General features: G+C 42.2%; 10 protein-coding genes. 5 read left to right on the plus strand and 5 right to left on the minus strand.

Going from position 1 to position 14,218, the window contains the following annotated elements; translation table 11 throughout:
- Positions 1-201: 201 nt before the first annotated feature.
- The 3 genes from V7L07_RS28860 to V7L07_RS28870 all read right to left on the minus strand — a co-directional run bounded on the left by V7L07_RS28860 (position 202) and on the right by V7L07_RS28870 (position 3,298).
- Complete coding sequence (locus V7L07_RS28860) at positions 202-1,848, minus strand: ABC1 kinase family protein (protein ID WP_335062584.1); 1,647 nt, start codon at positions 1,846-1,848, stop codon at positions 202-204.
- A gap of 55 nt (positions 1,849-1,903) precedes the next feature.
- A complete protein-coding gene (gene yidD, locus V7L07_RS28865) occupies positions 1,904-2,155 on the minus strand; it encodes a membrane protein insertion efficiency factor YidD (RefSeq protein WP_335062585.1) in 252 nt (83 codons plus the stop codon).
- 78 nt (positions 2,156-2,233) lie between these two features.
- Positions 2,234-3,298 carry a mannose-1-phosphate guanylyltransferase gene (locus V7L07_RS28870; protein ID WP_335062587.1) on the minus strand — a complete coding sequence of 355 codons (1,065 nt, stop codon included), beginning with the start codon at positions 3,296-3,298 and terminating at the stop codon, positions 2,234-2,236.
- Positions 3,299-3,413: 115 nt separating this feature from the next.
- On the opposite strand from V7L07_RS28870, the gene V7L07_RS28875 reads away from it, so the two are divergent.
- A complete protein-coding gene (locus tag V7L07_RS28875) occupies positions 3,414-4,934 on the plus strand; it encodes an LCP family protein (RefSeq protein WP_335062589.1) in 1,521 nt (506 codons plus the stop codon).
- Positions 4,935-5,060: 126 nt separating this feature from the next.
- Positions 5,061-5,567, plus strand: a complete 507-nt coding sequence (locus V7L07_RS28880; RefSeq protein WP_335062591.1) for a pentapeptide repeat-containing protein — start codon at positions 5,061-5,063, stop codon at positions 5,565-5,567.
- Between the two features lie 396 nt (positions 5,568-5,963).
- Here V7L07_RS28880 and V7L07_RS28885 read toward each other — a convergent pair whose 3' ends face one another.
- Positions 5,964-8,981, minus strand: coding sequence for a GAF domain-containing sensor histidine kinase (locus V7L07_RS28885; RefSeq protein WP_335062593.1), 3,018 nt, complete (start codon positions 8,979-8,981; stop codon positions 5,964-5,966).
- A 656-nt stretch (positions 8,982-9,637) separates the two neighbouring features.
- On the opposite strand from V7L07_RS28885, the gene murJ reads away from it, so the two are divergent.
- Positions 9,638-11,242: a murein biosynthesis integral membrane protein MurJ gene (gene murJ / locus V7L07_RS28890; protein WP_335062595.1), complete on the plus strand. Its 1,605-nt coding sequence runs from the start codon at positions 9,638-9,640 to the stop codon at positions 11,240-11,242.
- Between the two features lie 23 nt (positions 11,243-11,265).
- On the opposite strand, the gene V7L07_RS28895 is transcribed toward murJ, so the two are convergent.
- On the minus strand, positions 11,266-12,000 hold the full coding sequence (locus V7L07_RS28895) for a hypothetical protein (RefSeq protein ID WP_335062597.1): 735 nt from the start codon (positions 11,998-12,000) through the stop codon (positions 11,266-11,268).
- Between the two features lie 692 nt (positions 12,001-12,692).
- Here V7L07_RS28895 and V7L07_RS28900 point away from each other — a divergent pair.
- A complete protein-coding gene (locus V7L07_RS28900) occupies positions 12,693-13,205 on the plus strand; it encodes an outer membrane beta-barrel protein (protein ID WP_335062599.1) in 513 nt (170 codons plus the stop codon).
- Positions 13,206-13,409: 204 nt separating this feature from the next.
- The gene (locus V7L07_RS28905; protein WP_335062600.1) at positions 13,410-13,694 is read left to right on the plus strand and encodes a hypothetical protein; all 285 of its coding nucleotides are present in this window, start codon (positions 13,410-13,412) and stop codon (positions 13,692-13,694) included.
- Positions 13,695-14,218: the final 524 nt, after the last annotated feature.

Genomic DNA, 14,218 nt, shown 5'->3' on the forward strand with positions numbered 1-14,218 from the left:
ATTACGCCGATATTAAGTGCAAGCTTGGAGGAATTAGTACAAATAAATGGTCAAGAATAAATCAAACAATGTTACGTAATACAGTATTAATTAAATGAGTTTGTAGTAAACGGCTCTAAACCTATTTTAAGAGCTAGGACAGCTTACTACAGACCTTTAATTATTTTTAGATTTTAGATTTTTCTTCAATCCAAAATGGTTTTACCGTAAACGTCCCGATCGCAGTGTACTGATAATTAACCACAAACCCAATAAACTAGCGACTGCAAACAGAATGGTGCTTAAAAAAGATAGCTGGGTTGTCTGCGCTCTGGTAGAAATAATTGCCGCACCCATAATCAGCGAACCCACTAAAATACTGAAAGATAGCCGGTTAGCGGCATCGTCCATAGTGCGCCGCACGCCATCTAAACCCCGTAGTGATAGATTCCACTGTAAGGTTTCTGAGGTAACACGGTCTAATAACAGTTCGATTTGACGGGGAGATTGGAGAGATAGACTTTTTATATCTAAGGCTGTCCGTAGGAGCGATCGCACTGGATTATCCCCTATTAACTGGCGACGAAACAAGTCTGTAATTAATGGTTTGATTTCATCAATCAGATTAATCTCTGGGTTGAATGTCCGCGCCACACCCTCTAGATTGGCTATGGTTTTGGCATACAAACCCATGTTGCTCGGTAGGCGAATTTTATTATTGCGGGCAACTTGCAAAATTTCATAAATTATCTGACTGAAATTCATCTCAGTCAAGCTGACATTGTAGTACTTTCGTAGCATCCGGTCATAATCATTTTCCAGCCGCGATAAAATTACTGGTTGAGCCGAATCTGCTAGCTGCAAAGTTAACTGAGCGCACCTCTGAGCATCTAAATCAACGATCGCTAACAACATCTCTGTTAATATCTGCTGTGTCCGGGGATCGAGTCTTCCCACCATGCCACAGTCTAAAAGAGCAACACGGCCATCTTTGAGATAAAACAAGTTTCCCGGATGGGGATCGGCGTGAAAAAAGCCATCAATATATAGTTGTTGGAAAAATACCCGAAATAACAAAGTAGTTATTTCTTTACGCAGTACAGCTGGGTCTTTACCGTTGGTGTTACTATCCAAATCCGCCGACAGGAACGGCACTCCATCGAGCCATTCCATCACCAGTAATTTTTCTGTGGTCAATTCCCAGTTAATTTCTGCAACTACTATTTGTGTGGGATCAAACCAACGACTTTTAGATAAGTTGCGTCGCAGTTGGTCTGTAAAACCTGCTTCCCGTGTAAAATCTAACTCAGCTTCTAGAGCTTTGGTAAATTCTTCGGCGATGGATTTGATTTCGTAGGTTTGCCCAAACTCAGTCCGCGCCACTAAATCGGCAATACCTTGAATTAAAGCAATATCTTGAGCAATAGTAATATCAATTCCTGGACGCTGGACTTTCAGAGCGACTTCTCGACCATCTGCTAGTGTAGCGCGATGGGTCTGGGCAATTGATCCGGCTGCTACTGGAATCGGGTTAACTGTGCTGAAAGTTTCTGCTAATGGACGTTTTAATTCTTTGCGGAGGATTATTTCGATCTCTGACCAAGGAACTGGTGGTACTTCATCTTGAAGAGTTGATAGTTCCTCAATATAGGCGGCGCTCAGTAAATCTGGACGGGTAGAGAGTAGCTGTCCAAGTTTGACGTAAACTGGCCCCAAGTCTACCAGGATATTTTTTAAAACCGCAGGTGTCGGTAGCTGCGGTTCATCAGCTTTACCGCCAGTAAGTAACCTTCGCATATAGTCCCAGCCATTGCGAAGGAAGACTTCCAGGATTTCTCGTTGACGGGGAACAGTTTGGGTGAGGAACATTTTTGTAAGTTAAAAAGGTAAGCAGCAGGGGATAACAATACAACGGGAGTCGGCTCTAGCTTTGGTGCAAGTCACAAGTCTTTCTAGCTGCGGCACAGTCTTGAAATCTTTTTATGGATGATTGTACGGCTTCATGGAGCTTCTGTTCACTCAGCATCCTTTTGACGTAATTAGAGCAGGAATCCCCGCCGTGTAATAAGCGATGGGAACAAGAAAATCCTTTGGAGGGAGAAATATATTTTTGATACGCAGTAATAGAATCGATGGCCATTGTCTTGGCGAGAGGCTCAAAGCTAATAATGTCCATAACTGTCAGATTAAATAACAGACAGTCAAGTTATAATAGGAAAATAGACTTTTTCGCCTCTGCCAGGGGTTTTAACTTTTATAGCAGGTCGGTAAAACGGGAATCGCTTTGGAGAATTTTGAGGATCTGCTTAATTTCCTGGGTACGTTCTTTTTTAACAACGAGGGTGACATTGCGATCGCGCACAATCACCACGTCCTCTAAACCAATAGTAACAACTACATCCTCTGGATTTGAGGCATAAATAATTGCCCCCTGGGTATCCAGCCCTATGTGAGTAGCTAGTTCCACATTGGGAGTGTCCTCTGTCTTCAGTAAGCGTTCGATCGCATTCCAATCTCCTAAATCATCCCAACCAAAATCAACTGGCAAAACGTATGCTAGAGTTGTCTTTTCCATTAACGCATAGTCTATACTCTTCTTAGGCAACTGGGGATAGATATCAGGGCCATGTTGTTCTAAAGGTTCGATAATTTCTGGAGCATGGGTATGTAGTTCTTTGAGAACAACCCCTGCCCGAAAAACGAACATTCCACTATTCCAGCTAAAACGTCCCGTAGATAAAAAAGTCTCTGCCGTTTCCCGGTCGGGCTTTTCAGTAAAGCGGTTCACGTGATAAGCTGGCAACTCATTAAAGCTACCTATTTTTTCACCTTGCTCAATGTAGCCGTAACCGGTTGATGGAAAAGTAGGCTTGATCCCCAGTGTCACGATCGCTGCTGTGCTTGCTGCCAGTTGCGTAGCCGCGCTTAATGTGTGTGCAAACGCCTTTTGGTCAGCAATCCAGTGGTCAGCGGGGAAAAAGCCAATCACAGCGTCTTCTCCATAGCGCTGTTTGATTTCTAAACTTGTCCAAGCAACGGCCGCGGCAGTGTCTCTTCCTTCGGACTCGATCAATAAGTTTTCAACTGGTAGATCAGGTAATTGTTGTCTTACCCCTTCAGCTATCTGACTAGAAGTTATGACCCACAAGGTATCCCAACCGCCCGCGAGTGGTAACAAGCGATCGGCGGTTGCTTGTAATAAGCTTCTAGAGCTACCATCAAGACTTAAAAATTGCTTGGGTCGTTCTTTGCGACTCAGGGGCCAAAAACGTTCACCTTTACCACCAGCAAGGATCACGGGGAACAATAAAGTATTCATGTTGTCATACACGCCTACCGAAGAACATTACAAGTTTACAGTGAGCTTTTCCACTGGCAATATTTGTAGCTTGCATTAACATACTTTTAGGGAGTGGTTGAGTGGGGAGATAATTGTGATAAAACAAGTCGAATGGTCGGAAAATTCGGTTACATCTCAACAAGTAGTAGAGTTTGAAAGTGAAGTGCGATCGTCGCAACTTCAACGGACGGAAAGTCAACTAGCGCCTGCACCAATACCCGACTCAGAGGAAGAGGATGTAGAACTAAACCAGCCGGCGAATCCGAACCGTAGCGTCGTCGAATCAGTGGGCGCGATTCCCAATCAGCTTTCTGAGAGACTGGGCTTAACCATACCTCGATGGCTGTTGCTGATTATGACGGTTGTCATTGGCATCATCTTATCTGGACTGCTAGTGTCAACGTTAGCGCTGTGGACTCCTTTATGGAGCAATCTCGATCGAACAGATGAAGATTTAGGAACTGCTGGTAAAGACGAGCAAAAAATTCCCCTACCAGGGGAATTATGGAGTAAACTCTCCCAGTACCAGCTTTCACGACCCATGAATATTTTAATTATGGGGATTGAACCACTCAGCGGCACTGTTGATGGTTCACCAGAAAGCTTTGCCGGGAAAAGCGATTCCATGCTGTTGGTACGGCTTAACCCTAGTGAAAAATCTGCAAGGGTGCTTTCCATTCCCAAAGATACAATGATCGCCATCCCCGAAAAGGGAGAAAAGGGATTAACTAAGGTATCTGATGCCAATGCCAAAGGCGGCCCAGTCTTGGCAGCACGGGTAGTTAGCCGTACCTTAAATAACGCCCCAATCGATCGCTACATCCGTATTTCTACTAGCGGATTACGGCAGTTAGTCGATCAGTTAGGCGGAGTAGAGGTTTTTGTTCCAAAATCAATGGAATATAAAGACTCTAGCAGTCGGCTGTCGATTAATTTAGTCAGTGGTTGGCAAACCCTCAACGGCGAACAAGCAGAACAGTTTGTCCGATTCCGCGAACCAGGTTTGGGAGATTTGCCAAGAGTGCAGCGTCAGCAAGCACTAACAGCAGCTCTGCTGCAACGCCTCAAGAGTCCCACCATCTTACCCAAGTTGCCTCAATTAACTCGCTTAATGCGAAAATACTTTGATACCAATCTGAAGATGGAAGAAATGATGGCGTTGGTAAATTTCGGTCTCAACTTAGATCGAGATAATTTCCAAATGACCGTGTTGCCTGGTACATTTAGCCGTTTTAGCCAAGATCCTAATAGCTATTGGCTAAATATGACTGGACAACAGAGCCTACTGAATGATTATGTTGGGGTAAATGTACCTGGTCTGAAACCAGATATGCGTCAGGTTCCTAACCTCAAAATTGCTATTCAAAATGCTTCCAATCAACCTCAGCTAACTGAAAAAGTTATTGCTTATCTCAAACAGAAAGGCTTTACTAATATTTACAAAGTTCCTGATTGGCCAGATACCCAGCGCCAAACTCAGATTGTTGTCCAAAAAGGCAACCGACGAGTTGGAGTTGATTTGAAAAAAGTCTTAGGCTTGGGTCAAATAGAAGTGTCAGCAATTGGTGATTTAGAATCTGATCTGACAATCCGCATTGGTAAAGATTGGAAATAGTCATTTGTCATTAGTCATTGGTCATTGGTTAAATGACAAAGCGCAAAGTCTGAGCGGAGGTTTCCTTCGCTCAGAACTTTTTAAGAGAGGACTAATCACAAAGGACTGCTGAAAAATAATAAAGTTATGAAAAAGATTTTACTGCGCTTTTTAGGTTTGATTGTGATTTTGCTACTAGCGTTTGGGTGGATAATACTTAATCCCAAACCAGCTTTTGCTCAAGTAAACACAATCAATTACAACAATATAAATTTAGAAAATCGTGACTTTTCTCATGCTGATTTGGCAGGTGTAACATTTGTAGCTGCGGAAATGCGGGGGACAAATTTTCAAGGAGCGAATTTAACTAATGCAATTCTGACTAAAGGGGTTTTGTTAAAGGCAAATTTGGAAGGTGCAAACTTAAGCGGCGCTTTAGTCGATCGCGTCACTATGGATGGTGCTAACCTCAAGAATGCCATCTTTACAGAAGCAACTTTAACCCGTAGCCGCTTTTACGAAGCTAATGTCACTGGCGCTGATTTTACCGATGCTTTAATTGACCGTTATCAAGTGTCGCTGCTGTGTGAAAGAGCCGATGGCGTAAATCCAGTTACGGGTGTGTCAACGCGAGATAGTTTAGGTTGTCGATAGTAGTGGCGTAGTAAGCTTAAAATAGTGGATTAGACGTATGTTGGGTTGCGCTCCGCTCCACCCAACCTACAATTTTTTTGCAACTAGTGGTCTGTCCCAAAAGTTTTGAGAGGTTTAGTGGTGTTCAGATCCCCGACTTCTTGAAGAAGTCGGGGATCTAGTAGCCCATTATATTTAATGGGTGAACTCATTCTTAACTTTTCTTCCTTTGCGCTCTTTGCGTACTTTGCGGTTCGTTCTTTTATCTCTCAAAATTAATGGGACAGACCACTAGTAGGGTGTGTTAGCAATAGCGTAACGTACCAACACCTTTGAATCGGTATGCTAGGCTTTATGTTAAGCTTTGTAGCACAAATCTTATTAGTGGGAATTAGGATTGTCAAAAATCAATCACCTCTAATTACCACTCGGAATTTCAATTAAAAACTCTGTTCCTTCTCCTGGTTTAGAAGAACATTTAATTTGACCATGATGTTTTTCAACTATTATTTGATAGCTGATAGACAATCCTAACCCTGTACCTTTACCTGGTGCTTTGGTAGTAAAGAAGGGGTCAAATATGTGCGATCGCACCTCTTCGGGAATCCCAAGACCATTATCAGCTATTCTAATTACAATCTGGTTATTAACGGCTTGGGTACTAATCCAGATAGTCAAGGGTATTCTCGGACACATTTGGGATAATTTCAAATACCTTTGCTGGATAGTTTTAAACTTCTCCTCTAAAGCATCAATACTGTTACTCAAAAGATTCATAAATACTTGATTTAATTGTGCGGGATAGCATTCAAGCAAATGTAAATCAGCATATTCTTTCACAATCTCAATAGCTGGGCGTTCATTATTGTTTTTGAGCCGATGCCCTAAAATCAGCAAAGTACTATCCAAACCTTCATGAATGTCTACAGGCTTCAATTCAGCCTCATCTGTACGAGAGAAGTTTCGCAGTGATAGCACAATCTCACAAATGCGCTCTGTTCCTACTTTCATTGACTCAAGGGTTTTCGGTAAATCTTCGATGAGAAAGTCCAAATCAGTCTTGTCAATTTTCTCTTTGACATTTGGCAATAGAGAGGAGTTTTCCCGATAAAGTTTCACCACCTTTAACAGTTCTTGAGTATATTCATCTAAATGAATCAGATTACCAAAAATAAAACTGATCGGATTGTTAATCTCATGAGCGACTCCAGCAAGTAGTTGTCCTAAACCTGCCATTTTTTCACCCTGAATTAACCTGGTTTGAGTTTGTTTTAATTCTTGCAGAGTTTGAGTAAGTTCTAAGGTTTGACGTTTAGTTTGTTCGAGTAATTCCGCTTGCTGAATTGCAATTCCCAATTGCACCCCGACTTGAGCCAGTAAATTAATTTCTTCCTCTTTCCAATAACGCGGTTGCGAATTTTGATAAGCAACTAATAATCCCCATAATTTCTCACCTTCCCGAATCGGCACAAAAGTTTCGTTACGCGGAAGTTCGTTATCATCGTCTGTATCTTCAAAAGTTTCTATAATCATTGGTTGGACTTGTATAACAGGTTTCCAACCATCTTTAAAGGAATCTGCCACAAATTTACCGCTCCAATCTGGGTTGAAGCGGTAGATTGCAATTCGCTCGACTTCGAGCAACTCTCGCACAGCTTGTGTAGTGGTTCTAAAAATAGTTTTAATATCAAGTGATTGGCGGATTTTATCAATGGTTGCAGCTAGAAGTTCTTGTCGTTCCATTGCTTTCTCCCGTTCAGTGGCCTCTGCTAACTGAACAACCTGCATTTGAACTTGCTTTAAATAAGAATCCTGTTTTAATGCGACTCCCAATTGCTCGGCTATTTGACTGGCAAATTCAATTTCAGAGGGTTGCCAATAACGAGGAGCAGTGCATTGGTGAATACACAACAATCCCCAAAGTTCACCTTTCTTTAATAGAGGTGCAACCATATTTGCCCGCACTTGAAATTTTCCTAAGATTTGGACATAACAACCGGGAAACTTTCCTTGATAAATGTCAGCGATCGCATTGACTCGACCTTGAGCGTAAAGGTGCGCAAAGTTTTCCCCAAAGCAGTAATCATAAACTTTTTCTGCTATTACCGAGTTACACTCAGGCACAAAATCTTCAGAAATAAATTCTCCTTCCCAATCTTTTTGCGGGTCAAAACGAAAGACTGCCACTCGGTCTGCTTGTAGCATTTGCCGTGCCTCGGTGACAGTAGTCTGGAAGATTGTATCTAAATCTAATGACTCCCGAATTCGAGTAATTACGCTAGTTAAAGTCTTTTGTTGCTCTGCTTGGTACTGAGCGTATGCCAGTAACTTATGGTGTCGAACTGCTACACCAATTTGTGTACCGATTTTGCTCAGTGATTCAACTTCATAAGATTGCCACTCTCTGGGTGAGGAATTTTGGTAGGTAGCGATGATTCCCCAAAGTTGATCTCCCTGGAGAATAGGCGCAGTTGCAAAGGCTTTTGCCTGAAATTGCTCCAATAAGGTGATATGGCAGTCTGTTAATCCGGCTTGATAAATGTCATTAACTATAAATGTCTCGTTGTTAACGTAACGTCCACCTTGGGTCTGTTGTAAATAAGTATCAGCGATCGCAGGCTCAAGTCCAACTAAAGCAGTCCAACCTTCAGTAAATGATTCGGCAACAAAGTTACCACTCCAATCGGGATTGAAGCTAAAAATGGCAACTCGATCGGCTTGCAGCAGCTTACGTATTTCTTGAGTTGTGGTTTTAAAAATGGTTTCAATATCAAGGGGTGAGCGAATTTCATCAACAATTTTAGCTATTACTTGGTCGCGCTGAACTGCTTGAGCTAATTTTGCAGCTTGCAATTGGACTTCATGGAGATGCTTCGCTTGTTGAATCGCAACGGCAAGGTGGTCGGCAATTTGACTAATAAACTCAATTTCTGATTCTTTCCAATTACGAGCCTCACTGCACTGATGAATACAAAGCAATCCCCACAGTTCTTTCTTCCGCGTTAGAGGGACAACAAGATTAGCCTGTACCTGAAATTTACTCAAAATTGCCAGATGACAATCACTCAGTCCCGCCTTGTGAATATCTGCAACTGCTTCCACTTGACCTTCTTGATAATTGGAAGCAAATTGTTCTCCAAAGCAGTAGTTGTATACCTTCACTGCCATTACTGAGTCCCAGCCAGGTGCAACATCCTCAGAAATGAATTCTCCTTCCCAATCTTTTCCTTGTTCAAACTGCAAGACTGCTACTCGGTCTGCTTGTAGCAATTGACGCACTTGTGTAACGGTCGTTTGAAAAATTGTTTCTAAGTCAAGAGACTCCCGAATTCGCACAATTACACTCGCCAGAGCCTTTTGTTGGTCTAGTTGTTCTTGAAGTTGAGCGCTAGACAAGAGAAGTTGATTTTCTGTGAAATTTGAATTGGGTTCCATTGCTCTGGATTATTTTGTTTTTATACAAGGGTTCCTCACACCAAACTTCACGGGGTTAAAGGATGTTAAAAATATGACAGCCTGCAAATTTTTACAGAGTTTAACTATTTCCCAGAAGATGGTTATTGTTATAGTTCCCCTTTCTCGATCTATCCTCGTAATAAGTGAAAAAATAATTTTGGCTTGTACACAAAAAAAGAAAGCTAAGTAGGTAGGCGGGAATAAACCAAACTATGTTACAAAACGTAAATATGGCTGAAACCCTTACCAATGACAAATGACGATCCCCACCAGTTAACTTTATTTACGCCTAACGACTTAAGTTAGAGTACTCCACGTTAAAAAATGCCCAATTGTCATTGCGAGCGAAGCAATCGCAATGACGTGTTTTGGATCATTTATTTCTTGGAAGTCTCTTAGTGTTGCAGGGATAAATCAGAAAAGCGATCTGACCTCTTTTGAATCGTTATCTAACTAACTAGCAATTCGCTGTATCATAGCAATCTCAGGAATTTAATTTTGAGCCTTCACTTTGCCAATACCAAGGGTGAAAGCATTTAAAATAACTAATTTGTGGAAATTTACCTGACAGACTGCGGAATTTCAGGTTAAATGTTTTAAAGTATGCACTCTGTAAGAGTTGTCGGGTATTATTCGTGACACAACAAGACCAAAAACCCTCTCGTTCTTTCGCTGGAATTGCTGGCATTGTTGCCGCAGCCACATTAATTAGTAAAGTCTTCGGTTTAGTGCGGCAGCAAGCGATCGCTGCCGCATTTGGTGTTGGCGCTGCTGCCACCGCCTATAGTTATGCCTATATTATTCCTGGCTTTCTATTGATCTTACTCGGTGGCGTTAATGGGCCATTACACAGCGCGCTTGTCAGCGTTTTAGCCAAGCGGCGGCGAGAAGAAGCGGCTCCCTTAGTAGAAACGGTGACAACGCTAGTAGGTGGAGTGCTGTTGCTGGTGACAGTTGCTCAAATTTTATTTGCGGATACGATCATTGATTTAGTCGGTCATGGTTTGCAAGAAACAACTAGAGCGATCGCTATTCAACAACTCCGCATTATGGCACCGATGGCTTTATTTGCCGGTTTAATTGGCATTGGTTTCGGGACTCTCAATGCAGCCAATCAATATTGGTTACTCTCCATTAGTCCTCTATTATCTAGTATTACCGTTGTTGCTGGTCTTGGGATCTTGGCTATGCAACTAGGCAAAGACATTATTAAGCCGGAGTACGCTTTAATCGGTGGAATGGTGTTAGCTTGGGGAACTTTAGCAGGAGCAATTCTCCAGTGGTTAGTGCAGCTAATTGTTCAGTGGCGGTTAGGATTGGGTACATTACGCCTGCGGTTTGAGTTTAAATCCCCAGGCGTTCAAGAAGTAATCAAAATCATGACTCCGGCGACAGTTTCCTCTGGAATGATGCCAATTAATGTTGCCACTGACCTTTATTTTGCTAGTCCTATCCCTGGTGCTGCGGCAGGATTCAACTATGCAAATTTATTAGTTCAAACTCCCTTGGGGATTATCTCTAATATCATTTTACTGCCTCTATTACCAATATTTGCTAAACTTTCCGGCCCCGAAAATTGGCCAGATTTAAAATTACGTATTCGCCAAGGACTCTTACTCACTGCCTTCACCATGCTACCGCTAGGGGCGCTGATGGTGTCGCTATCAGTACCCATTGTGCAGGTGGTATATGAACGCGGTGCTTTCAAACCAGAAGCCACAGAGCTAGTTTCATCATTGCTAGTCGCTTACGGAATTGGGATGTTTGTCTATTTGGGACGTGATGTTTTGGTGCGGGTATTCTACGCCTTGGGCGATGGACAAACACCTTTTCGCATCAGTGTTTTTAACATCTTGCTTAACATTATATTAGATTGGTTTTTCGTGAAACCTTTTGGCGCTCCCGGTTTGGTGTTAGCAACAGTGGGTGTAAATTGTAGCTCAATGTTAATGCTGTTATGGTTACTCGATCGCAAACTCAATGGTTTACCTTGGCGCGAGTGGAGTTTACCGATTTTGGGTTTGGCTGCTGGTAGCGTGGTAGCTGGAGTAGCAAGCTATGGGACATTGCTTGGTTCTCAGCACTTGTTAGGTAAAACGGGTTTACTGATTCTGGTGTTGCAATTGTGTCTATCTGGCTTTGTAGGGATTGCGGTGTTTGCGGCGATCGCTTCATGCCTGAAAATACCAGAGGTGAATATATTTATATCTCGTCTACGTCAGCGCTTTTTGAAGAAATAACTGATGGACTATAAGTCATGGCATCAAAAAATTCTTGCTGTGGGGATGATAGATTGATTTGGTGCTAGATTTATCTGATATGGTGAGTTGAGAAACTTGGTATCCACAAGTTCTGTGTAAGCCTCTAAGTCTTTTTGCCAGTTGCTAATAATTTGTGATATAATATCTAGTCGCTGACTTTGTTGTTCTTGAACAATTGCGTGATTAAAACTAGCGGTGAACAACACAATCGGCCGTACTGTTTTATCTGGCAATTGTAACCCTCCTTCATTGATATCCAAGCTCAGTTGCGCTCCTTCTAGGGTGTAACCGAACCGCATTGCCGCTTGCACCGGTGCTGTGCCAAACTCATACCACGGGCCAGGATTCAGTAGTGTGGCCAAGATATAGTTGCGTGCTGTATTGTTTGGCTGCTCGAAGAAAACATGTCCCCGAAAGTTAATGGAAACCCCAAGATAGTCTACTTGCGCCAATGTCTCTAGATATTTGCGAGCTAGAGCCGGAATTTCTACATCTGTGGCTTCTTTGGTGGCAATTACCTCAGTAAAAATAATCCGATTGACTTGTGCAGTTATATTAATGCTGTTTTGAAAGACTACCTGAGCGGCCGAATCTGTGATAATTGGGGGTTGAGCAAGTTCCCAATCACTAGGAACGATGCCACTATATTTAAGAAAGTCTGGAGTTAAAATTGTCGGATTGTGCTGTTTCGCTGCGATCGCAATGGCAATTTCCTGAATATTTAGACTTTGGCTCATTTGCTTTTTTCTCTGTGGAAATTTAATTTTTAATCGGGAAGAGCTAATTAAAAAATTAACCTAGTACAGCAAGGCGTAATTCGTAATGGCGCTCCCGGACTCGCTACCGCTACGCTAACGTAATTCGTAATTCGTAATTAATTGTTTACAAGGGTTTCAGACATTTAAAATGGGTGTTTTATTTACGCCATGTTGTACAAGTCTATTTGTGGCTAAGGCTGTATGGAACACAAAGCTGGCAACAAGGGGGCTTTACTTGACTTCAATACTTCGTTAAGTCCTATCAATCATCAAATAATTCTCAAGAGATACTGGTATTCTTATTTAAGATATTCATCTATGTTATATAGCATAATTGCTTAATTATTTTCTAACGAATCAGGGAATATTTCAGTTGCTATAGGACTCATATTTGATTTTTGAAAAAACTCAGTACACCTTTATTCCTTCTTCCCATTCCCCAGTCCCCAGTCCCTTACCTCTACGAGTGATTCAGAAATCAAAGACGCTCGATAGCGCAGCGTTAGCGACGCAGGAGCGTCTGACTCGCTATCGGATTGCTATATACCCAAGTGGGTGAGAAATAATTCAGCCACTTGGGTGAACCAGGTGTGCGAGGTTACATTTTGTAAAAAAAGAGATTCTAGTACTAGAGAACATTGATTTTACTTAACTCTAGTGAGAATAATCCTATGAAACTTACAAAATTAGCTGCCTCTGCACTTGCTGTTGCTTCCATTATTCTTTCTGCTGGTATTGCATCTGCTCAAACAGCAGGTACTAACGGTAACTACATCGGTGCTGGGATTGCGGCTGGTGCAACCAACGGCGGACAAGGAAACGATGAAGCACAACTTGGTGGTAATATTCAAGGACGCTACGCCGTTCCCAATGCCCCTGTTTCATTGCGTGGTTCAATACTGTATGGTGGTGACGCTGCTGCAATTATGCCCATAGTGACTTACGATGCACCCATCGCCAAAAATACTAACGTTTACTTCGGTGGTGGTTATTCTTTTGTAACTGACGAAGGTCAAAGAACCCCATTGGGTAATCAGAATTCACCTGTAGTTACTCTTGGTATTGAATCAGAAGTTAGCAACAATGTCATTGCCTACGGCGATACTAAATGGGGTATTGACGCTTACAGAAATAGTGATGCTGATGCCGTCAGCTTCCAAGCTGGATTAGGCTATCGCTTCTAGTGATTACAAGCTAGAAAACGGCTTATTCGGAAGCTAAAGCAATGATGTTTACCAGCCGTAATAGTAATACATTCTGTCATCTCTGAGTATTTATACTCAGAGATGAATCATTTTTATTGATGATTTTGATAAAAAATGATATTGGCTAGTATTGATGCTTTATCTTAAAGTAAAGCAAATACACATACGTATAAGATATGACTCATGAAAAAGATTAATCCCATTTCAGAAATAGTTGGTGAAACAACTGACGTGGAATCTTGGCTGATTCGAGCAGGGCTAAGATTTTCAGATTTAGGCGAAGATGCTGAAAGTATTGCAATCCGTAAGCAATGGCGAGAGTACCAAGCCGCAGTTCATAGGTGCTGTATAAGCCTACACCAACTACCATCACATGTTCAACTAGGTGGTGACTATGCCAACCTGAGAATACCTGGTGGTGCATCAAGGAATTGTGGGATAGATTGTCAAGTCATCCCAAGTCCTTAGACCAAGCAGAAAATCTAAAATCTATCAACTATTAGAAAACTTGAAACAAAATCTATTCAGATAAGGGACTTCCAAATAAAAAAATATCCAATGCCTGTGGAGCGGGCATCTTGCCCGCCCTATGGACTGGGCGACTGGGCGGGCAAGATGCCCACCCCACAATATTGGATAATTTATTTCTTGGAGTTCCCTAAGTAGTTCGGCAGAATAAAACCAAACTATTTTAACAAAAATGAACGAGGCTGAAACCCTCCTGACTTGAAAGTGCTGAGTGCTGAGTGCTGAGTAAAAGTACTAGTTCCCAGTTCCCAGTCCCCAGTCCCCAGTCATTCTTTCATTCAAGGCTGTGAAACTTGTTTGATCAGGACTGCCTTATATAATAAGCTGTTGCGCCTGCAAATTGCATTACAAGTATGATTAGGCAAAACCTGTAAATCCTCTCCCTTGCTTCCTGCTGCCCTGCCGCCTCAATGTGCAAACTATAATCACAACAGCTTAGTCTCGTTCCCAGTCTCAGACTGGGA

The organism is Nostoc sp. (assembly GCF_036916985.1).
Classification (GTDB): domain Bacteria; phylum Cyanobacteriota; class Cyanobacteriia; order Cyanobacteriales; family Nostocaceae; genus Nostoc.

What these genes read in the sequence shown, in the direction of transcription:
- V7L07_RS28860 (WP_335062584.1), bottom strand. Translation starts at nt 1,848, where the DNA reads ATGTTCCTCACCCAAACTGTTCCCCGTCAACGAGAAATCCTGGAAGTC.
- yidD (WP_335062585.1), bottom strand. Translation starts at nt 2,155, where the DNA reads ATGGACATTATTAGCTTTGAGCCTCTCGCCAAGACAATGGCCATCGAT.
- V7L07_RS28870 (WP_335062587.1), bottom strand. Translation starts at nt 3,298, where the DNA reads ATGAATACTTTATTGTTCCCCGTGATCCTTGCTGGTGGTAAAGGTGAA.
- V7L07_RS28880 (WP_335062591.1), top strand. Translation starts at nt 5,061, where the DNA reads ATGAAAAAGATTTTACTGCGCTTTTTAGGTTTGATTGTGATTTTGCTA.
- V7L07_RS28885 (WP_335062593.1), bottom strand. Translation starts at nt 8,981, where the DNA reads ATGGAACCCAATTCAAATTTCACAGAAAATCAACTTCTCTTGTCTAGC.
- V7L07_RS28895 (WP_335062597.1), bottom strand. Translation starts at nt 12,000, where the DNA reads ATGAGCCAAAGTCTAAATATTCAGGAAATTGCCATTGCGATCGCAGCG.
- V7L07_RS28900 (WP_335062599.1), top strand. Translation starts at nt 12,693, where the DNA reads ATGAAACTTACAAAATTAGCTGCCTCTGCACTTGCTGTTGCTTCCATT.
- V7L07_RS28905 (WP_335062600.1), top strand. Translation starts at nt 13,410, where the DNA reads ATGAAAAAGATTAATCCCATTTCAGAAATAGTTGGTGAAACAACTGAC.